This window comes from Micromonospora thermarum (assembly GCF_012034245.1).
GTDB classification, from domain to species: Bacteria; Actinomycetota; Actinomycetes; order Mycobacteriales; family Micromonosporaceae; genus Micromonospora; species Micromonospora thermarum.
The window spans coordinates 90,375-110,043 of record NZ_JAATEO010000016.1 but is presented as its reverse complement, the minus strand read 5'-3'; the positions used below and the strand labels follow the sequence as shown (position 1 = coordinate 110,043).

Below are 19,669 nucleotides of genomic sequence, written 5' to 3'. Positions count from 1 at the left end.
ACCCGCCGGGCGGGGCGGAACTCAGCCGGACAACACCAGTCCCAGGTAGGTCAGCGTGGTGACCACCTCCACCGTCGCGCCCAGCACGTCGCCGGTGACGCCGCCCAGGCGGCGTACCACGTGCCGCAGCAGCCCCACCGCGACGGCGAGGGCGGCGGCGACGGCGAGCGGCCCCTGCCACGGGCGGCCCGGCACGGCCGCGACCGCCACCAGCGCGACGGCGGCCGTGCCGGCGGCCAGGGCGACCGGCCCGACCGTGCCGGCGACCAGCGCGCCCAGCCCCTCCGGCCGGGCCGCCGGCACCCCGCGCCGGCAGGCCACGGCGACCCCGAGCCGGCCGGCGGCGGTCGCGGTCACCACCGCCGCGAGCACTGCGGGCGCCGACCGCCCGGCCAGCTCCGCGAGCACCGCCGCCTGCACGAGGAGTACGACCACCAGCGCGACCACGCCGAACGGGCCCACGTCCGGCTTCTTCATGATCTCCAGCGCCGCGGCTCCCCGCCGGTACGACCCGAGCGCGTCCACGGTGTCGGCCAGCCCGTCGAGGTGCAGGCCCCGGGTGAGCAGCGCACCGACACCGACCGTCACGCCGGCCGCCACCAGCGGCGGCGCGAGCGCGCCGACGAGCAGCAGCACCCCGGCGAGGACGGCGCCGAGCAGTGCCCCGACGGCCGGGGCGAGCGCCATCGCGGTGCCCGCGACCGCCCGGTCGATCCGGCCGGCGCGCACCGGCAGGGTGGTGAACGTCGTCAGCGCCAGCCGCGCCCCGGCGGCGAGCCGCGAGTCAGCCGGCACGCCAGCCGGACGGGTCCAGGGACGCGGACTCCGGCTCGGTGGTGGTCGGCCCGGGCCCCGCCGGCTCCGGCTCGTGGAAGTCCGGCTCCTCGGTGTCCGGTTCCTCGGTCTCCGGCTCGGTCTCCGGCTCGACCTCCGGCTCGGCCTCGTCCGGGATGCCGCCGCCCAGCGCCGGGTGCACCGGCAGGGCGGCGGCCAGGCCGAGCACCGAGCGCAGCAGCGGCAGCGCCGCCAGAGCGTTCGCGCCCTCGCCCAGGTCCAGCCGGAGGTCGAGCAGCGGGGTCAGGCCGAGCACGTCGGCGGCCAGCCGTACCGCCGGCTGCCCGCCGTGGTCGGCGAGCAGGCACCAGTGCCGGGCCTGACCGGCCAGGTCCCGGCTGACCAGGCCGGCGGCCACGCCGACCGGCCCGTCCAGCAGCACCGGCAGCCGCCGCGCGGTCGCCCCGAGCAGCACGCCGGTGGCCACGGCGATGTCACCGCCCCCCAGCTCGGCCAGGATGTCCTTGGCGCCCCGCGGCGAGTGCCGACTGCGGTGCAGGGCGTCCCGGACGGCCGCGCAGCGGACCATCCAGGAGGCGTCGTCGTACTCGCCGGCGGTGATCACCCGGCCGAGCACGGTGGGCGGCTCGGCGCCGGCCGTGGCGGCCAGCACCGCCGCGGCGGCCGCCTCGGTGCCGGCGCCGCACGCGCCCAGCACCAGCAGCCGTACGCCGGCGTCGGCGGCCTGCTCGGCCAACCGCCAGCCCTGGCGCAGCGCGGACTCGACCTGGTCCAGGGTCAGCGCCGGCTCGACCTCCATCGGGCCGGCCGTCGGGGCGTCCACCACCTGCAGGCTGGCACCGGACTCCGCGGCGAGCCGGGCCAGGGGTCCGCGGCCCGCCCGGGCGTCCTGGGCGCGGCGGGTGGAGTCGCCGGGGACCGTGCCGGCGGCGGCGCCGCCCGCGTGGTCGCCGTGCACCAGCAGCACCCGCACCGAGGCCCAGGGCGCCGGCGTCGGGGTGCCCTGGGTCGCGGCGGCGAAGCCGACCACCCCGTCGAGCACGCCGAACCCGGCGCCGGGCACGTCCAGGGTGGCGAGCCGGTCCACGGCCTGCGGCCCGGCGTACTCGTCCGGCATGGGCAGCTCCATGCCCGGCTGGATGACCAGGCCGGTGGCCACCATCGGCAGCGCCATCGTCGGGGCCGCCCACGGGGTGCCGCCGCCGTCGGCGGGGCCCGCCTGAGCGGGCGGGGCGGTCGGGGTCAACACCTCGGGCAGCGCCTCCGGCTCCCCGGCCGGCGTCACCACGGTCTCGTCGGTCGGCTCGCCGGCCCCGCCGTCCAGCGTGGGGGCGCCGGCCGCTCCGACGGTCACACTCGGCTGTGGTACGGGGGCCGCCGGCGCGGCGGGCTTGAGCCAGGCCGGCTGACCGGCGACCACCAGGACGACCGCGTCGCAGGCGTCGGCGACCGCGCGGTTGGCCGCGCCGAGCGCGTCGGTGAAGGCCCGGCCGAGCGGGGTGGTCGGCACCAGGGAGAGCCCGACCTCCGGGCTGACCACCACCAGCCGGGCCCGGCAGGAGCGCACCGCCTCGGCCAGTTCGGCGATGGTGGCGGTGTCGTCGGCCGGCTGGTGGGCCGGGTCGAGCAGGACCGTCACCCAGCCGCCCAGGTCGTCGACGAGCAGCGTCTCGTGCGACTCGGCGGCGGAGATCACGTCCGCCAGCCGGCGCGGCTCCCCGGCGGTCTCCTCGGTGGTCCAGGTCTCCGGGCGGCGCGCCCGGTGGGCCGCCAGCCGCGTCGCCCACTCCTCGTCGTCGGCGCCGGCGTCGGCGGCGGTGGCCACGTAACGGACCAGGGGCGCGTCGGCGACCAGGGACTCGGCGAACTCGGACTTGCCGGACCGGATACCGCCGAGCACCAGGACCGTGTTCCACCCGTCAACGGACATGCCCGTACCTTAAAGCCGCCCGGTGTCCCGCCGCCCCCCGGCCCGGACGCCGCCGACCGGTTCGCGCGACCTCATCCGCAGTGTTCGAAACCGCTGCCGTAGCTGGCGCCGCCGGTCGACCCGCCCCACTTGACGCAGACCCCGGCGGCCTCGGCGCGGACCGGGCCGGCGTAGTACGCGAACGACCCGCTGTCGGTGCTGCGGGCCCGCCCCTGCACCTCCAGCCAGGCCGACGTGGCGGTGGCCGTGCCCACCGCGCTGTCCTTGAGCGTCACGACGCAGTTGGTGCCGGTGCCGGTGTGGTAGAGCAGGTAGACGCGCCCCTGCCGGGTGCCGCCGGCGGTCAGCGTGGCGGAGTCGATCACCTGGTAGCCGCTGCCGCACACCTCGACCGGGGTGTACTGGTTGGGCTTCGGGGGAGCCGCCGTGGTGGCGGTCGGCCCGGGGCGCGGCGACGTGGCGGTGGCGCTGCCCGCGTCCGACGGCGCGGGCGCCGGCGCTCCGGACGCGGGAGCCGAGGTGCGCCCCGCCGGTGGGGTGGCGGAGGCGGCCGGACGCCGGGTGCCGGTCGGGGCCGCCACGCTGGGCGTCGGGCTCTCGGGGCTGGTCCCGGCCGCGGACGCGGCGGCGACCGGCGTGCCGCCGCCCGTCTCGGGTGCGGCGGTGCTTCCGTCGGTGAGCAGCGCCGCGGCGGCGACGGCGCCGACGGTCACCACGGCGACCGCGGCCGCCGCGCCGACGAGGGCGGTTCGCCGGCCCGGCCGCCGGCCGGAGGGCTCCTCCAGGGTGGGCGACAGCGCCGGGTCCGTCTGGTACGCGGACGGTTGCCACGGCGGCGCGGCCGGCCCGGAGCCGGCCGGGCCCGTGACGCCCCCGGCGGCGTACGCGGCGGGCCGCGCGGTGGTGTGCGACGGTGCCGGGCCGGTGTGCGAGGGGACCGGGCCGGTGTGGCCGGGAGCCGGACCCGCCGGGGCGACCGCCCCCGTGGCGGCTGGCGCGGGTGCCGGGCCGGAGTGGCCGGGGACCGACGGTGGCACGGCCACCGGATCCGGCGCGGCGGTGGCCGGCGGGATCGGCGCGGCGGTGGCGAGTCCCGGCGGGCCGGCGGCCGGTGACGCGCCGGCGACCGCCCACGGTGGACGCGCCGAGTCCGGCACCACCGCGAGCGTCGTCTCCCGTGCCGCGCTCGCGGCGTCGGCCAGCGCCGCCGCGTCGGGCCAGCGGTCGGCCGGGCGCTTCGCCATGGCGCGCTCCACCACGGCGACGACCGCCGCCGGGGTCTCCGGGGGCAGCGGCGCCGGCTCGTCCTGGAGGTGGCGCAGGGCCACCTGCAACGGGTTGTCCCCGTCGAACGGCGGCTGGCCGGCGAGGCAGGCGTACGCCACGGCGCCGAGGGCGTAGATGTCCGTCGCGGCGGAGACCGGCTGGTTCGCGGCCTGCTCCGGGGACATGTACGAGGCGGTGCCGAGCACCATGTTGGCGGCGGTGAGGCCGGCCGTGGTGCCGGAGCGGGCGATGCCGAAGTCGACCAGCACCACCCGGCCGTCCCGCTTCACCAGCAGGTTCCCCGGCTTCACGTCCCGGTGGACGATGCCGGCGACGTGCGCGGCGTGCAGCGCGTCGGCGGCCTGCGCCACCACGGACATGGTCGAGGCCGGGTCGAGCCGCCCCGCCCGGCGCAGCCAGGTGCCGAGCGGCTCGCCGTCGACGTACTCCATCACCAGGTAGTCGACCGCGGCGCCGTCGGCGAGGGTGGCCCGCCCGACGTCGTGCACCGCGACCACGCCGGGGTGGCGCAGCGCCGCCAGCATCCGGGCCTCGGACCGGAACCGGGAGGTGAACTCCGGGTCCTCGGTCAGCGCCGGGAGCAGCACCTTCACCGCCACCACGCGTTCCAGCGCGACGTCCGTGCACCGCCAGACCGCCCCCATGCCCCCGGTCGCCACCCGCTCGTCCAACCGGTACCGGTCGCTGAGCACCACACCTCGAGTCAGCACCGGGCCACGGTACCGGCCGGCCACTGCGGGGCGATCAAGCACTCACCCGACGCGCAGCCGTTGTCCGTCGGGACGACTACTCTGGCGGCGGGAGATCAGCGGCGAGGGGAGACGCGCACATGGCGTGGAGCTGGCGGTACGAGGGCACGAACGGCGAGTCGGTGCAGGGTCCGGCGGAGTCGTTCGGCAGCCAGGCGGATGCCGAGTCCTGGATCGGCCAGACCTGGCGGGAGCTCGCGGCGTCCGGCGTCACCTCGGTCGCGCTCGTCGAGGACGACCGTGTGGAGTACCGGATGAGCCTGCTGCCTCCGGCGGAGTGATGGCCGGCGACCGCCCGGGTGGCGAGCCGCTGCTGCTCGGCGTACCCCGGGCGGCGTTCCGGCCCAGCCCGGTCTTCCTCGCCCTGGTGGCGCTCTTCGTCACCAGCGCGGTCATGACCTGGCGCGGGTACGGCAACGTCCGGTTCGACGTGTTCCTCTTCGTGGTCTCGGGCTGGCTGGTCTCGCTCTGCCTGCACGAGTACGCGCACGCGCTCGTCGCGTTCCGGGCCGGCGACCGCAGCGTCGCCCACCAGGGCTACCTGACGCTCAACCCGTTGAAGTACAGCCACCCGCTGCTGTCCATCGCGCTTCCGGTGCTGGTGGTGCTCCTCGGCGGCATCGGCCTGCCCGGCGGTGCGGTCTGGGTGGACCGGCACGCCATCCCGGGGCGGCTGCGGCACACCCTGGTGAGCCTCGCCGGGCCGGCCACCAACGTGCTGTTCACCCTGGTGCTGGTCGTCGCGCTCCGCGTCGGCGCACCCGGTGGCGGGCCGGTCGAGTTCTGGGCCGCCGTGGCGCTGCTCGCCTTCCTCCAGCTCACCGCGAGCCTGCTCAACCTGCTCCCGGTGCCGGGCCTGGACGGCGGCAACATGATCCAGCCCTGGCTCAGCCCGCCGTACCGGCGGATGTACGACCTCTTCGCGCCGTACGGCTTCATCCTGCTGTTCGCGCTCCTGTGGAACCCCACCATCGGCGGCTGGTTCTTCGGGGCGGTCTTCGCCGTCGGCGACGCCCTCGGCCTGCCCCCCGGCCTGTACGGCCGCGGTCTGGAGCTGGTGCGCTTCTGGCAGGGCTGACGGCGGTGCCCGTCCGTCGCGGCCGGCGCCGATGTCGTACGCCGGCCGCGACGGTGCGCGTCACGGGCGCTGCGCGGGGGACTCCGTGCGGGACGGATCGCGCTCGGTGACCGGCTCGACGATCTCGTCGATCGCCTTGAGCAGGGCGGCGTCGAGCTTCACGCCGGCCGCCTTGACGTTGTCGTGCACCTGGTCGGGGCGGGACGCGCCGACGATCGCCGAGGACACGTTCGGGTTCTGCAGCACCCAGGCGATGGCGAGCTGGGCCATGCTGAGCCCGGCCTGCTCCGCGAGGGGCTTGAGCCGCTGCACCCGGGTCAGGACCTCGTCGGTCATCCACTGCGCGATGAAACCCGCGCCCGACTTCTCGTCGGTGGCGCGGGAGCCGGCCGGCGGCGGCTGGCCCGGCTGGTACTTGCCGGACAGGACGCCCTGCGCCATCGGGGACCAGACGATCTGCCCGACGCCCAGCTCCTCGCTGGTGGGGATCACGTCGGACTCGATGACCCGCCAGAGCATCGAGTACTGCGGCTGGTTGGAGACCAGCGGGATGCGCAGCTCACGGGCCAGCTGGTGGGCCTCGCGGATCTGCGACGCCTTCCACTCCGAGACGCCGATGTAGAGCGCCTTGCCGGAGTGGACGACGTCGGCGAAGGCCTCCATCGTCTCTTCGAGGGGGGTGCTGTAGTCGTACCGGTGGGCCTGGTAGAGGTCGACGTAGTCGGTGCGCAGCCGGCGCAGCGAGCCGTTGATCGACTCCATGATGTGCTTGCGGGACAGGCCCCGGTCGTTACGACCCGGCCCGGTCGGCCAGTACACCTTCGTGAACAGCTCGATGCCCTCGCGCCGTTCGTTCTCCAGCGCCCGCCCGAGGACGTCCTCGGCGCGGGTGCCCGCGTACACGTCGGCGGTGTCGAAGGTGGTGATGCCGGCGTCCAGGGCGGCCCGGACGCACGCGAACGCCGCCTCCTCCTCGACCTGCGAGCCGTGGGTGATCCAGTTGCCGTACGAGATTTCGCTGACCATGAGGCCGGAGCGGCCCAGGTGTCGGAATTCCATCCCCCGACCCTAGCCCGGGCGCGTCAGATCACCGGCACGGTGTCGGTGAGCAGCCGTTCGATCTCGGCCCTCACCTCGTCCCGGTCGGGGTGCACCGGGTCGATCAACGGCTCGCCCCGCCGGTCCAGCGCTCCCCAGCGGCCGGTGCCGACGGCGACCAGGAACGCGACGGGGTGCACCACCAGCGCCGGGTGCACCGGCGGCACCACCACGCGACCGGTCCGGTCCACCACGCCGTACCGGCCGGCCACGTCCACCACGGCCAGGCCCTCGTCCGTGAAGCCGTCGACGTGCCGGCCGTCAGCGAGCGTGGTCGCGAACCCGTGGTAGCGGGTCGGCACCACGATCCGGCCGGTGCGGTCCACCGCCCCCCAGCCCTCCCGGCGGACCGCGGCGACACCGCGCCGGAACGGGCGTACCTCGGCGAACCCCGGCTGCACGACCACCTCGCCGGTCGCGTCGATCGCCCGCCAGCCGCCGGGCTCGCCGTGCGACACCCACGCCAGCCCGTCGGAGAACGGGCGCACCGCCAGCCAGGACGGCTCCAGCACGGTCGCGCCGGTGAGGTCGATCAGGGACCACCGGTCGGTGGTCGGCCGGCGTACCCAGGCCACCCCCTCCCGGAACGGCTGGGCCTCGGCGTACTCCGCGTCGATCACCAGGTCGCCGTCCGGGTCGGCGTAACCCCAGCGTTCGCCGTCGCGCGCGGGCACCGGGGGCCGGTCCCGCTCCAGCAGCTCCTCCAGGCTCCGGGGGTACGGCCCGAAGCCCGCCCCCGTGGCCCGCTCGGTCACCGCGTCCAGGCTCATCCGGACCCGCTCCAGCAGCTCGGGGTCGGCGGCGCCCCGGAGGTTCAGCGCCCGCTCGAAGTGGTCGCACGCCTCCATCAGCCGGCCCTGGTCGAAGCAGCACCGCCCGGCGTGCTCGTGCAGCGTCGCCCGCAGGCGGTCGGGCAGCTCCGGCGAGTTCGCCTCGGCGAGCAGCCGGTCGGCCTCGTCGTACTCACCCCGCCACCGCAGCACGTGCGCCAGCCGGGCCTGCGCCAGGGCCGTCCGGCGAAGCTCACCGGTCGTCTCCGCGTACGTGAGGGCGAGCCGCCCGTCGGCGAGGGCGTCGTCCAGGTCGCCGAGGATCCGGGACACCACCGCCCGCAGGCTGAGCAGCCGGGCACGGGACCGGTTGTCGACGGCGGTGCCGAGCTTCTCGGTGAGGCGGCGACGGATCACCCGGAACTCGTCGGCCTCCGTCACGATCTCGCGGAGCGTCGCCGGGTCCAGTTGCCAGCGGTAGCTCGCGAGGATCTGCTCGGGATCGCCCTGCGCCGACAACCGCGTCCCGCCCGGCGCGCCGTCGTGGTGGGGTCCGGGTCCGTCCTCGGTGACCTGCGTCTCCGAACCGGTCGACCCGGTCCCGGTCGCCGTCGTGTCGCCGGTGCCCTCGGGCGTCGCCGGCAGAGCCCGGTCACCGTCGGCCCCGGTCGGGGCGGCGTCCGTCGCCGATCTCGCCGCGTCCGGCGCGGGGGGTGACGCCGGGTCGGCCGGGACGTCGACGGGTGCTCCCGATGTCGGCCGCGGAACGTCGTCGCTCGCGGGCGCGGTCGTCGCGGTCGAGGGCGTCACGGTCGGGGGTTCCACCGCCGGGCGGGCCGGCGCGACTGCCGGTTCGGCCGGCGCGGCGGACGCCGAAGCGTCGGACGGTGTGGCGTCTGCCGAAGCGTCGGCCGGTGCGGCCGATGCCGGAGCGGCGTTCGGTGGGACGGATGCGGAACCGGAGGTGAACGGCGCTGCATCGCCCATGTCCCGCCGCTCGGCCGGACCGTGCGCCCGGTCGCTCCGGTCGTTGGTCGGGTTCGACGGCGGGGCCGGGTGGGGGATCGGGGAAGCCGTCACCGCAGGCGTGACCGGCGCACCCGACAGGTCACCGGCCGACGGGGTCGAACCGGGTGCGGCCGGTGGCGACGAAACCGGCGTGACGGTGCTGGCCGCCGCCATTGGCTGCGCAGGGGCGCCGGAGACCGGTTGGGCCGCCGGTGCTCCGGACGGCACCTCCTGGTACGGCGCCGCCGACGCGGGACCGACCGCGTACGGGGTTGTCGCCAGGTCGGCCGGCGGCGCCTCAGCAGCAGCGCCCGGCGGTGCCGATACGGGAGCGGCAGGCGGAGCCGATACCGGTGTGGTGGATCCGACCACGCCGGCCGCTGGTGCCGAGGCGGGCCGGGTGGGTGGTGCCGAGATGGGCGGTGCGGGCGGGGCCGACACGGGTCGGCCGGGCTCTGCGGGCACCGGCTGGGTCGACAGCGCGGAGGGCGGTTGGGCGGGTGGTGCTGGGACGGGCTGCGCCGGTGGCGCCGAGACCGGTCGGGCGGGCGGTACGGAGACCGGCCGGTCAGCCGCGTACCCCGATGCGGCAGTCGGTGACGGCTCGGCGGGTGGTGCGGCCGGCGGTGGGTTGAGGCCCGGCGCCTCGAAGGCAGGTGGGGCCGGTGGCGTGGAGACCCTGTGGACGACGGGCGGGTCCGTCGTCACGTCGGCGACGGCCGGCCCCGATGGCGCCGGGTCCGGTGTGGTGGGTCGTACCGCGTCGGCCGCCGGTGGTGCCGACACCGGCTGATCCGGTGGCGCCCAGACGGGCCGGGCCGGTGGTGCGGAGACGGGCCGGGTGGGCGGGGCCGACACAGGTCGAGCGAGCGTGGGCGGGGGGTCCGACAAGCCGGACGCCAGCGGGTCGGACGCCACGGAGTCGGACGGCGCGGAGCCAGAGGGGACGGGACGGCCGGCGCCCGCCTGGGGACGTACCGGCGGAGTGGTCGGGGCGGACGCGGCAGCGGCGCCGACGGCAGCCTCGTCGCCGGCGGGTGCGGGTGGCACGGACAGCCCGTCCGTGTCGGTGGTCCTGGCGGACCCCGCCGCGCTCTCCGCGACCGGCGGGGCTCCGGCAGCCTCCGCCGACGAGGTCGGTTGCGTCGCAGCCGGATCGGCGGGCGGTGCGGCCGACCCGAACCAGGCCGTCGGGCCGCTCCGTTGCGAGGTCTTCGCGGGCGGCGGCTCGACGGTGGGCGGGTCCGACGGCGGTGGCGGGACGTACGGGCGTGGATTCCAGGGCGTGATGGCCGGCGTGGTGTCCGAGGCGATGTCGGGCGCCGGTCCGGCCGTCGCCGCTCCGCCGTGCGCCGACCCCGGGGACGCGCCGGTCGGCCGGACGTCCTCGGGCAGGCTCTCGCGTTCCGGCGCTGGACGGAACTCCAGGCGGGGCCGGTCGTCCGGGGGGATCGGCCTCGTGCCCTCCGGCGGTCCGTGCGGCGCGGTCGCCCGATCCGCCCCGAGGTCGCCACGCTCCGGTGCCGGCCGTCGGTCGACGGGAGCATGCGGCGGGACCGGTTCGTGCGGCCGGGGCGCGGGGGAGATCGGCCGGTCCGGCGCGTACGGGGCGGGCGCGGTGCCGGGAGGCCCGTCGTGTCCGGAAGCCGCGGGTGCCGGGGACACCGGACGGTCGAGGTGTCGCCGCTCCCGGTGGAACTCGGTGGGAGCCGGTGACACCGGCCGGCCGGGCGCGGGAGAGACCGGCCACCGGGCCGGCCCGTCCGTGCCGGCTGCGAGCGGCGCCGGCCGGTCGTCGTGCCGGCCGGGGTGAGGTGCCGGGGAGACGGGTCGGTCCGGGAACCGGCGGTCCTCGCCGTTCGGGATCGGTGCGGGTGGGACCGGCCGCGCGGGCGGTGCCGGGACGGGTCCGCCGGGGGAGACGGGTCGGTCCGGGAACGGGCGGTCCTCGCTGCTCGGGATCGGTGCGGGTGGGACCGGCCGCGCGGGCGGTGCCGGGACGGGTCCGCCGGGGGAGACGGGTCGGCCGGGCGCGCCGGGGGAGACGGGTCGGCCGGGCGCGCCGGACACGGGCCGGTCGTGCGCCGGGGACGGCGGGACCGACACCGGAGCGCCGGCGGGGCGTGCGCCCGCGGCGGGGTGCACCTCGTCGTACCGCGCGGGTCGGGCGTCGTGAGGGGGACGGTCGGCGGGACGGGGGTGGTCCGGGCGCGGTTCGCCGTGGCGGGGGGCGTTGCGGTCGAAGCCGGGGCGGAGCGGGCCGGGCGACGGCCAGGGCAACTGGTCGTCGGGCCGCCGGTCGGCGTACGGCCGCTCGGCACGGTACCGGTCCGCCGGGCGGTCGCCGCCCGGCTCGCCGTCCCGGTGGGGTGTGGGATCCCGGTACGCGGGCGGGCGGTCCGGCTCGGCGGGACGGCGCTGCGGATACGCGTCCGCGCGCGCCGCCGCCTCGCGTGCGCCCCACGGCTCGTCGTGCTCCGGACGACGAGCGTCGCGCTGCGGCGGCTCGCCGTGCGCGTGCTCGGGATGCGGCCGACGGTCGGCCTGGCCGTACCACGGCCCGTCGCCGGAACGGTCCCACGGTCCCTCGCCAGCGGCCTCCCGACGCCGGTCCGCCGGCGGCGGCGGACCCGCGTGGTTCCAGGAACCGCCGGCACCACGGTCGCGCGGCCCCTCGCCACCACGGCCGCGGGCGCCGTCGACGACGCGGTCGCGCGGTCCGTCCACGGCGTGCCCGCGCGGACCCTCGGCGCCGGGCTCGTGCGGACCCTCGGGGGCGCGGTCCCGCCGGCTGTCGACGCGGTCGCGCGGGTCGTGGACGACGTGGCCGTGGGACGCACGGGGATCCCGGGGGCCGTCCACGGCCCGGTCGCGGGGGGCGTGGCCGTGGGACCTCTCGGCACCGGGGTCGCGAGGACCGTCCGGGGCGCGGTCCCGCCGGCCGTCGACGATGCGGTCGCGGGGCCCGTCCACGGCGCGGTCCCGCGGACCGTCGGCGCGGTCCCACGGGCCGCTGGACGGGTGGTCGCGCGGTCCGCCGTTGCGGCGGTCCGGGGACTCCGCGGCGGGCCGGCCCCGGTCGTCGGAGTGCCCCCAGGGGTAGCGCGTCCGGCGCGGCTCCGGGCTGCCCCGGTGACCGGCGTCGGAGGGCTCGTGGCCCCGGGGGTGGTCCTCCTCCGGTTCCCGCAGCCAGTCCAGGTCCGCGTGCCCGGCCGGGGAGACGGGCCGGTCCCGTCCGGTCGGCTCGTGCCGGGGGCGGCGGTCGTCGTACCGGCCACGGTCGTCGTAGCGGCCGGAGTCGTCGTAGCGGCCACGGCCGTCGGCCCGCCGGCTGTCGGCGCCCCACCCCGGGTCGCCGGCCGGCCGGCCGTTGCGCTGCTCGGGCCGCTGGCCCCGTCCCCGCTCGTCCGTCCTGGCCCGACCGTCGGCCGGCGGGCGGTACGCCTCGTCGCCGGGACGCCGGTCGTCGTGGTGACCACGCCAGCCGTCCGGTTCGTCGTCCCAGGACCGGCCGACGTACGTCCCGTCGGGGCGGGTGGGCGCGAGCGGCGGCACCTCGGCCCGGCCGACCACGGCGGCCCGGCCGCGCGGGGCCGGCGGCGGGGCGTGCTCGATGCCGATGTCACCGGGGTAGCGCTGGCCGGGGAACTGGGGGTGCCACTCGTTCGTCGGCTCGACCATCCAGGACGGCTCGGCGGGGTCGTGCCACCGGTCGCCGTAGCCGCGACTCATCCGGACGATCCGTCGTCGGTGCGCGCGGCGGCGGGGTCGTGCCCCGCCCGGGCGGGCACGCCGGACCGGCCGGCGGGCGTCCGCTCGCTCACGGCCGCGCCCCGGTGGCCGGCTCGCGTCCGCTCGCTCACGGCGATTGTCACCTCGTTGCACATTGTCGCGCTGGGCATCCGGCCTGCCGGTAGAGTCCCCCGTTCCGGCACGGCGTAGCTGCGGATGGAGGGTAACGGCGTGGGCTCGGTCACCGCCACTGTGGCTCCGTCCCGGGCCCCAAACGTTATCCTATGGTTCCGGACATTTAAGGCTATAACCGGTTCGGGCTTCCGACGTTACGCGACCTACCGGCAAGCCTCGGTCGCCGGGCTGGTCACCAACGTCGTCTTCGGGTTCCTGCGCTGCTACGTGCTGCTCGCGGCGGCCGGGGCGGCGGGCACCGTCGCCGGGTACGACCGGGGTCAGCTCGCCACGTTCGTCTGGGTGAGCCAGGGCCTGCTCGCCGTCGTCCTCCTGTGGGGCTGGACGGAGCTGGCCGACCGGATCCGCTCCGGCGAGGTCGCCGCCGACCTGCTCCGGCCGGTGCACCCGGTCACCGCTTACCTGGCCGCCGACCTCGGTCGGGCCGGGCACGCCGTGCTGGTCCGGATGCTGCCGCCGGTGCTGGTCGGGCCGCTCTTCTTCGAGGTCCACGTGCCGTCGCGGTGGGCCACCGGACCGTTGTTCGCGGTGTCCGTGCTCGCCGCCGTGGTGCTCTGCTTCGGCTGTCGGTTCCTCGTCAACGCGACCGCGTACTGGCTGCACGACGTCCGGGGCGCGATGATCCTCTGGACGGTCTGTTCCGGCGTGCTCGCCGGGCTCTACTTCCCGCTGCGCTTCCTGCCCGAGTGGCTCCAGGCCGTGCTGTGGCTGGGTACGCCGTTCCCGAGCCTGTTGCAGACCCCGCTCGACGTGCTGGTCGAGCGGGACCCGACCGGTGTGCAGGTCGCCCTGGTCGGGTTGCAGCTCGCCTGGACGGTGGTGATCCTGGCCGCCTGCCGCTGGGTGCAGCGGCGCGCCGAACGCCACCTGGTGGTGCAGGGTGGCTGAGCGGCCCCGCCCCGGTGGCGCGCTCGCGGCGTACCGGGCCCTGCTCGGCGCGCAGGCCCGCTCGCAGGCCGCGTACCGCGCGTCGTTCGTCGTCGACGTGCTCGGGAACGTCGGCTCCACCGTGTTCGACGTGTTGACCGTGCTGGTGATCTTCGGAGTGACGCGGGAGCTGGGTGGCTTCACCCTCCGCGAGACGATGGTGATCGTCGGGCTGGCCACCGCCGCGTTCGCCACCGCGGACCTGCTGGTCGGCAACATCGAGCGACTGCCCCGGTACGTGCGGACCGGGCTCTTCGACGCGGTGCTGGTCCGCCCGCTCGGCACCCTGCCGCAACTCCTGCTGATGGACCTGCCGCTGCGCAAGGTGTCCCGGGCGGTGTTCGGCCTGGCCGTCCTCGTCGTCGCGCTCGGCTCGGCCGGCATCGACTGGACACCGGCCCGGGTCGCGCTGGTGGTCGTCGCCCCGCTGGCCGGGGTGGTGTTCTTCGGCTCGGTGTTCGTCGCCACCGCGACCGTCTCGTTCTGGTGGGTCGACTCCGGCGAGCTGGCCAACGCCGTCACCTACGGCGGGCGGGACTTCACCGCGTACCCGGTCACCGTCTACGGTGGCTGGTTCCGGGCGCTGTTCGCGTACGGTCTGGGTTTCGCCTTCGTGAGCTACCACCCGGCACTGGCGCTGCTGGGCCGGGCCGACCCGCTGGGCCTGCCGGCCGCGGTGGGCTGGGCCGCGCCGGCCGTCGCGCTGGTCGCGGCGGCCCTCGCGGCGGCGGCCTGGCGCACGGGTGTCCGTCACTACCGGAGTACGGGGTCATGACCGACGTGATCGTGGCCGAGGGGCTGCGCAAGGAGTTCACGGTGCGGGTCCGGGCGGGCCGGCTGCGCCGGGAGAAGCGGCGGGTGGCCGCCGTCGACGGCGTCGACCTGCGGGTGGCCCGGGGCGAGATGCTCGGCTACATCGGCCCGAACGGGGCCGGAAAGTCGACGACGCTGAAGATGCTCACCGGCGTGCTCATGCCGTCCGCCGGGGAGGTCCGGGTGTGCGGCCTGCGCCCGGTCGCCGAGCGCACCCGGCTCGCCCTGCGGATCGGGGTCGTGTTCGGGCAGCGCTCGCAGCTGTGGTGGGACCTGCCGCTGCGGGACTCGTTCGCGCTGCTGCGGCACGTGTACCGGGTGCCCGCCGACGCGCACGCGGCCCGGCTGCGGCGCTGCCGGAGCCTGCTCGACCTGGACGCGTTCCTGGACGTCCCGGTGCGGCAGCTCTCGCTGGGCCAGCGGATGCGCGGCGAGCTGACCGCCGCGCTGCTGCACGGGCCGGAGGTGCTCTTCCTCGACGAGCCGACCATCGGCCTGGACGTGGTGAGCCGCCAGGCGGTCCGGGGGTTCCTCGCCGAGCTGGGCCGGGCGGGCGACACGACGCTGGTGCTGACCACCCACGACCTCGCCGACATCGAGCGGCTCTGTGCGCGGCTCGTCGTGGTCGACCACGGGCGGGTGGTGCACGACGGCTCGATCGCCGAGCTGCACCGGCGGTACGGCTCCCGCCGGTTGCTCGTCGCCGACCTGGAGACCGCGCCGGCCCGACCGCCGGCGTTGCCGGGCGCCCCGCTGGAGCGGGTCGAGGCCGACGGGCACCGGCTGGTGTACGCGCTGGAGTCGGCGGGCGTCGCCGACGTGGTGGCCGCCCTCGCCGGCCTGGGCGCGCTGCGGGACGTCTCGATCGTCGAGCCCGACATCGAGGACGTGGTGGCCCGCCTGTACCGGCGGGAGGATCAGGGGTGTTCCATCACCAGCACCGCGAAGGTGCCGGGGGCCAGCGCCTCGTAGCGGTGCGGCACGTCGCCGGGGAACGTGGCGTAGTCGCCCGGCCCCAGCTCGACCGGCTCCTGCTCCGGCCCGACGCGGAGCCGCCCGGCGCCCACCACGATGTGCTCGATGCTCCGGGCCGTGTGCGCCTCGGCGGTGCGGACGGTCCCCGGTTCCAGCTCCATCAGGTAGACGTCCCGGCGGGCGGCGCTGGCCGGTGCCGTGCTCGCGGTGCTGGCCACACCGCTGCTGCCGGCCGGGTTGCCCGTGCTGCTGGCGCTGGCCGGTCCGGCGGTCCTCGCCGTCCGGAGCGTCCGCCGCGCCGCCTCTACCGGTCAGGCCGCGCCGCCACCGGCCACCCACACCGCACCGCCGACCGGACCGGCCGGCGGCGCCGGCGACACGGTCGCAACGGCGGCCGGCGTGCCGGCCCGGTGGGAGGGGGAGCGGCCGTGCGGATGGCGGTGATCCTGGCGCTGGCCGCCGGGACGTACGGCTTCCGGGTGGCCGGCGTGCTGCTGCGCGACCGGCTCGACCTGCCGGAGTGGTCCCGGCAGGTGCTGCCGGTCGGCGCGGCGGCCCTGCTGGCCGCCCTGGCGGCCACCGCCGCACCCACCGAGGCCGGCCGGTTCGCCGGTTGGGCCCGCCCGGCGGGCGTGCTGGTGGGCGTGCTGCTGGCCTGGCGGCGCGCGCCGTTCGTGCTGGTGGTGCTCGGGGCCGCCGGCACCACCGCGCTGCTGCGGCTGCTCGGCGTGGAGTGATCCGCCACCCCGCTCCGGAACGACGACGGCCCCTTACCCGCGGCGCGGGAAGGGGCCGGATCGTCTCAGCGGCCGCGCGGTTCCCCGACGGCCGCCCAGGTCAGATCGGGTCGCCGATGTTGACGCGCGGCTCGGGGGCCCGCATCCGGCGGAACGTGATCGACCGCATGATCGCGTAGAGGTAGAGGGAGCCCATCCGCTGCCCGGTGTTCGGGAAACGCTCCCGGACCAGCTTCTTGATCTTCCGTGAGATCAGGATCGAGTCGACGATCACACCGAACGCGAGCGCGCCCCAGAGGATGTTGGAGACCAGCTGGATCACCGGGGGCATCGCCTGGTTCGAACCGATCAACACGACCAGCGCGCCGCCGAAGAACCAGGTGCCCACCGTACGCCGGGAGTCGACCACGTTGCGGGCGAGCAGCCGCTCCGGCCCGCGGTCACGGGGACCGCCCTCGCGCCGGAACTCCGCCGCCGCGTCGGCGCGCAACTGGCGCCGCCGCTCCCGCTGCTCCTCCTTGGTCAGCGGCTTCGCCGGCCCGGCCGGACGGCGGCCCGCCGTCGGACGCTTCGGCGTCTCGCGTCCCTTCGCGGGGGTGTAGCCGCGGGGACGGGCGGAGGAGGTCTCCTCCTCGGGGGTCACCGAGGCGGTGGCCTCCTCGACGAGGTTGGCGGACTTGCGGCGAAACAGCGACACGCGGCAAGGGTAGCCAAACGCCGGCGCCCGGTGCACATCGCGGTGCACCGGGCGCGAACAGCAGTGGCCGAGGTTACGGCCGGTCGACCGTCACGGCCGCTCGACGTGCGCCCCGAGGTCGGCGAGCTTGGCCTCGAAGTCCTCGTAGCCGCGGTTGATCAGGTCGACGCCGTACACCCGGGAGGTGCCCTCGGCGGCGAGCGCGGCGATCAGGTGGCTGAAGCCGGCCCGCAGGTCCGGGATGACCAGGTCGGCGGCGTGCAGCTTGCTCGGCCCGGCGATGACCGCCGAGTGCTTGAAGTTGCGCCGGCCGAAGCGGCACGGCGTGCCGCCGAGGCAGTCCCGGTAGACCTGGATGTTGGCGCCCATCGAGTTGAGCGCCTCGGTGTAGCCGAGCCGCTGCTCGTAGACCGTCTCGTGGACGATCGACAGCCCCCGCGCCTGGGTCAGCGCCACGACGAGCGGCTGCTGCCAGTCGGTCATGAAGCCGGGGTGCACGTCGGTCTCCAGCGCGACCGACTTCAGCTCGCCACCGGGGTGCCAGAAGCGGATGCCGCCCTCCTGGCCCGGGTCGCCCAGCTTCGGCGGCCGGGCGTCGGTCACCTCGTACTCGCCGCCGACCGAGCGGAAGATGTTGAGGAAGGTCATCATGTCGGCCTGCTGCGCGCCGAGCACCTCGACGTGGCCGCGGGTCGCCAGCGCCGCCGCCGCCCAGCTCGCCGCCTCGATCCGGTCCGGGATGGGCCGGTGGGTGTAGCCGTGCAGCTTGGGCACGCCCTGGATCTCGATCACCCGGTCGGTGTGCACCTTGATGATCGCGCCCATCTTCTGGAGGACGCAGATCAGGTCGATGATCTCCGGCTCGACCGCCGCGTTGCGCAGCTCGGTGACGCCCTCGGCCATCACGGCGGTGAGCAGCACCTGCTCGGTGGCGCCGACGCTCGGGTACGGCAGGGCGAACTTGGTGCCGTGCAGGCCGTTCGGCGCCGACAGGTGCAGGCCCTCCGGCCGCTTCTCGACGGTGGCGCCGAACTCGCGCAGCGCCTGGAGGTGGAAGTCGATCGGGCGGGGACCGATGTGGCAGCCGCCCAGGTCCGGGATGAACGCGTGCCCCAGCCGGTGCAGCAGCGGCCCGCAGAAGAGGATCGGGATGCGGCTGGAGCCGGCGTGCACGTTGATCTGGTCGGTGCTGGCGCTCTCCACGTTGGCGGGGTCGAAGACCAGTTCGCCGTCCTCGTCGCCGTCGGTGACCTTGACCCCGTGCAGGCCGAGCAGCCCGCGGACGACCTCGACGTCACGGATCTTCGGCACGTCGTACAGCCGGCTCGGGCTGTCACCCAGCAGGGCGGCGACCATCGCCTTCGAGACCAGGTTCTTCGCGCCGCGCACGCGGATCCGCCCTTCCAGCGGAGTGCCTCCGTGTACGACCAGGACGTCGTCGGTCAACGCAACCTCCAGCGCGTCGGGTGGTGCCGTGTAGATGATGGGGCGGGATGTCCTGCTACCCGGATCGGCGGTGGCCGTAACCGGGACCCCCGTGCGTCGTCGCCCCGGCAGCATAGCCCTCCGTGACGAGAATGGACCCGGTCACTTCGCCCTCCCGGGCACTTATGGGCGATCAGGCACTATCCCGTACCAATGTTGCTACACAGAGTGATCAGATCGCGATCGGCGGCGGCGTGTCGGCCCCGGGGAGGGCGAGCATCTGGTCCAGCGCCACCCGCGCGTGGTGCGCGGTGTCCGCGTCCACCGTGATCTGGTTGACCACCCGACCGGCGACCAGCTCCTCCAGCGCCCACACCAGGTGGGGCAGGTCGATGCGGTTCATCGTCGAGCAGTAGCAGACCGCCTTGTCGAGGAACATGATCTGCTTGTCCGGGTTGGCCAGCGCCAGCCGGCGGACCAGGTTCAGCTCGGTGCCGACCGCCCACGCCGAACCGGCCGGCGCGGCCTCGATCGTCTTGATGATGTACTCGGTCGACCCGACGAAGTCGGCGGCGTTGACCACCTCGTGCCGGCACTCCGGGTGCACCAGCACGTTCACGCCCGGCACCCGCTCCCGCACGTCGTTGACGCTGTCGAGGGTGAACCGGCCGTGCACCGAGCAGTGGCCCCGCCACAGGATCATCTTCGCGTCGCGCAGCTGCTCCGGGGTGAGCCCGCCGTTCGGCTTGTGCGGGTCGTAGAGGACGCAGTCGTCCAGCGAGAAGCCCATCTCCAGCACCGCCGTGTTCCGGCCCAGGTGCTGGTCGGGCAGGAAGAGCACCTTCTCACCCTGCTGGTACGCCCACTCCAGGGCGCGCTTCGCGTTGGACGAGGTGCAGACCACGCCGCCGTTGCGCCCGACGAAGCCCTTGATGTCCGCCGAGGAGTTCATGTACGTCACCGGGACGGTGCGCGCGGCGATGCCGAGGTCGGTCAGCACGTCCCAGGCGGTCTCGACCTGCGACAGCACCGCCATGTCGGCCATCGAGCAGCCGGCCGCCAGGTCGGGCAGGACCACCTTCTGCGCGTCCGAGGTGAGGATGTCGGCGCTCTCGGCCATGAAGTGCACGCCGCAGAAGACGATGTACTCCGCCTCCGGCCGCGCCGCGGCCTCCCGGGCCAGTTTGAACGAGTCACCCGTCACGTCGGCGAACTGGATCACCTCGTCGCGCTGGTAGTGGTGGCCCAGCACGAACACCTTGCTGCCCAGCTTCGCCTTCGCCGCCGCCGCGCGGGCCACCAGATCCGGGTCGCTCGGCGCCGGCAGGTCGCCCGGGCACTCGACGCCGCGCTCGGTCGCGGGGTCGCTGCCCCGACCGAGCAGGAGCAGTGCCGTGGCCGTGTTGGAAGGTTCTACCCAGGTCGACGTCACGTACCCCATGGTTCCACAACG

At 76.0% G+C, this 19,669-nt stretch carries 17 protein-coding genes; 7 read left to right on the top strand and 10 right to left on the bottom strand.

Features of this window, described 5'->3' with window-relative positions:
• Window positions 1-21: 21 nt before the first annotated feature.
• From HCJ94_RS16350 to HCJ94_RS16340, 3 genes are all read right to left on the bottom strand, one after another.
• The gene (locus HCJ94_RS16350; RefSeq protein ID WP_168001883.1) at window positions 22-795 is read right to left on the bottom strand and encodes an adenosylcobinamide-GDP ribazoletransferase; all 774 of its coding nucleotides are present in this window, start codon (window positions 793-795) and stop codon (window positions 22-24) included.
• Entirely contained in the window at window positions 785-2,725 is a 1,941-nt protein-coding gene (locus tag HCJ94_RS16345; RefSeq protein ID WP_168001882.1) for a bifunctional adenosylcobinamide kinase/adenosylcobinamide-phosphate guanylyltransferase, read from the bottom strand. Before HCJ94_RS16345 ends, HCJ94_RS16350 begins: the two co-directional genes overlap by 11 nt.
• A 71-nt stretch (window positions 2,726-2,796) precedes the next feature.
• Window positions 2,797-4,722, bottom strand: a complete 1,926-nt coding sequence (locus tag HCJ94_RS16340; RefSeq protein WP_168001881.1) for a serine/threonine-protein kinase — start codon at window positions 4,720-4,722, stop codon at window positions 2,797-2,799.
• Window positions 4,723-4,841: 119 nt separating this feature from the next.
• Between HCJ94_RS16340 and HCJ94_RS16335 the strand changes: the two genes are divergently transcribed.
• Both HCJ94_RS16335 and HCJ94_RS16330 read left to right on the top strand, forming a co-directional pair.
• Complete coding sequence (locus HCJ94_RS16335) at window positions 4,842-5,042, top strand: hypothetical protein (RefSeq protein WP_168001880.1); 201 nt, start codon at window positions 4,842-4,844, stop codon at window positions 5,040-5,042.
• Window positions 5,042-5,839, top strand: a complete 798-nt coding sequence (locus tag HCJ94_RS16330; protein WP_168001879.1) for a site-2 protease family protein — start codon at window positions 5,042-5,044, stop codon at window positions 5,837-5,839. Before HCJ94_RS16335 ends, HCJ94_RS16330 begins: the two co-directional genes overlap by 1 nt.
• Window positions 5,840-5,899: 60 nt before the next feature.
• On the opposite strand, the gene HCJ94_RS16325 is transcribed toward HCJ94_RS16330, so the two are convergent.
• Genes HCJ94_RS16325 through HCJ94_RS30780 form a run of 3 tightly spaced genes read right to left on the bottom strand, consistent with a single transcriptional unit; the run spans window position 5,900 to window position 12,578 of the window.
• Entirely contained in the window at window positions 5,900-6,898 is a 999-nt protein-coding gene (locus HCJ94_RS16325; RefSeq protein WP_168001878.1) for an aldo/keto reductase family protein, read from the bottom strand.
• A gap of 23 nt (window positions 6,899-6,921) precedes the next feature.
• On the bottom strand, window positions 6,922-12,447 hold the full coding sequence (locus HCJ94_RS30235; RefSeq protein ID WP_240944260.1) for a WG repeat-containing protein: 5,526 nt from the start codon (window positions 12,445-12,447) through the stop codon (window positions 6,922-6,924).
• The gene (locus tag HCJ94_RS30780; protein ID WP_255481059.1) at window positions 12,444-12,578 is read right to left on the bottom strand and encodes a hypothetical protein; all 135 of its coding nucleotides are present in this window, start codon (window positions 12,576-12,578) and stop codon (window positions 12,444-12,446) included. The genes HCJ94_RS30235 and HCJ94_RS30780 overlap by 4 nt, the downstream gene beginning before the upstream one ends.
• A 100-nt stretch (window positions 12,579-12,678) precedes the next feature.
• On the opposite strand from HCJ94_RS30780, the gene HCJ94_RS16315 reads away from it, so the two are divergent.
• The 3 genes from HCJ94_RS16315 to HCJ94_RS16305 are packed head-to-tail and all read left to right on the top strand — an operon-like array spanning window position 12,679 to window position 15,354.
• Window positions 12,679-13,530, top strand: coding sequence for an ABC transporter permease (locus tag HCJ94_RS16315; protein ID WP_168001877.1), 852 nt, complete (start codon window positions 12,679-12,681; stop codon window positions 13,528-13,530).
• Window positions 13,523-14,344 carry an ABC transporter permease gene (locus HCJ94_RS16310; protein ID WP_168001876.1) on the top strand — a complete coding sequence of 274 codons (822 nt, stop codon included), beginning with the start codon at window positions 13,523-13,525 and terminating at the stop codon, window positions 14,342-14,344. The genes HCJ94_RS16315 and HCJ94_RS16310 overlap by 8 nt, the downstream gene beginning before the upstream one ends.
• Window positions 14,341-15,354, top strand: coding sequence for an ABC transporter ATP-binding protein (locus tag HCJ94_RS16305; protein ID WP_168001875.1), 1,014 nt, complete (start codon window positions 14,341-14,343; stop codon window positions 15,352-15,354). Before HCJ94_RS16310 ends, HCJ94_RS16305 begins: the two co-directional genes overlap by 4 nt.
• Here the strand turns inward: HCJ94_RS16305 and HCJ94_RS16300 are convergent.
• Complete coding sequence (locus tag HCJ94_RS16300; protein WP_309227309.1) at window positions 15,300-15,575, bottom strand: cupin domain-containing protein; 276 nt, start codon at window positions 15,573-15,575, stop codon at window positions 15,300-15,302. The genes HCJ94_RS16305 and HCJ94_RS16300 overlap by 55 nt on opposite strands.
• On the opposite strand from HCJ94_RS16300, the gene HCJ94_RS30230 reads away from it, so the two are divergent.
• Complete coding sequence (locus HCJ94_RS30230) at window positions 15,565-15,801, top strand: hypothetical protein (protein ID WP_240944259.1); 237 nt, start codon at window positions 15,565-15,567, stop codon at window positions 15,799-15,801. The genes HCJ94_RS16300 and HCJ94_RS30230 overlap by 11 nt on opposite strands.
• Window positions 15,786-16,094 carry an AzlD domain-containing protein gene (locus tag HCJ94_RS16290; protein ID WP_168001874.1) on the top strand — a complete coding sequence of 103 codons (309 nt, stop codon included), beginning with the start codon at window positions 15,786-15,788 and terminating at the stop codon, window positions 16,092-16,094. The genes HCJ94_RS30230 and HCJ94_RS16290 overlap by 16 nt, the downstream gene beginning before the upstream one ends.
• Before the next feature lie 100 nt (window positions 16,095-16,194).
• Here HCJ94_RS16290 and HCJ94_RS16285 read toward each other — a convergent pair whose 3' ends face one another.
• From HCJ94_RS16285 to nadA, 3 genes are all read right to left on the bottom strand, one after another.
• Entirely contained in the window at window positions 16,195-16,791 is a 597-nt protein-coding gene (locus HCJ94_RS16285) for a DUF3043 domain-containing protein (RefSeq protein WP_168001873.1), read from the bottom strand.
• A 90-nt stretch (window positions 16,792-16,881) separates the two neighbouring features.
• Entirely contained in the window at window positions 16,882-18,237 is a 1,356-nt protein-coding gene (gene murA / locus HCJ94_RS16280) for a UDP-N-acetylglucosamine 1-carboxyvinyltransferase (protein WP_168001872.1), read from the bottom strand.
• A gap of 211 nt (window positions 18,238-18,448) precedes the next feature.
• Window positions 18,449-19,648 carry a quinolinate synthase NadA gene (nadA, locus tag HCJ94_RS16275; protein WP_168001871.1) on the bottom strand — a complete coding sequence of 400 codons (1,200 nt, stop codon included), beginning with the start codon at window positions 19,646-19,648 and terminating at the stop codon, window positions 18,449-18,451.
• Between the last annotated feature and the right edge of the window lie 21 nt (window positions 19,649-19,669).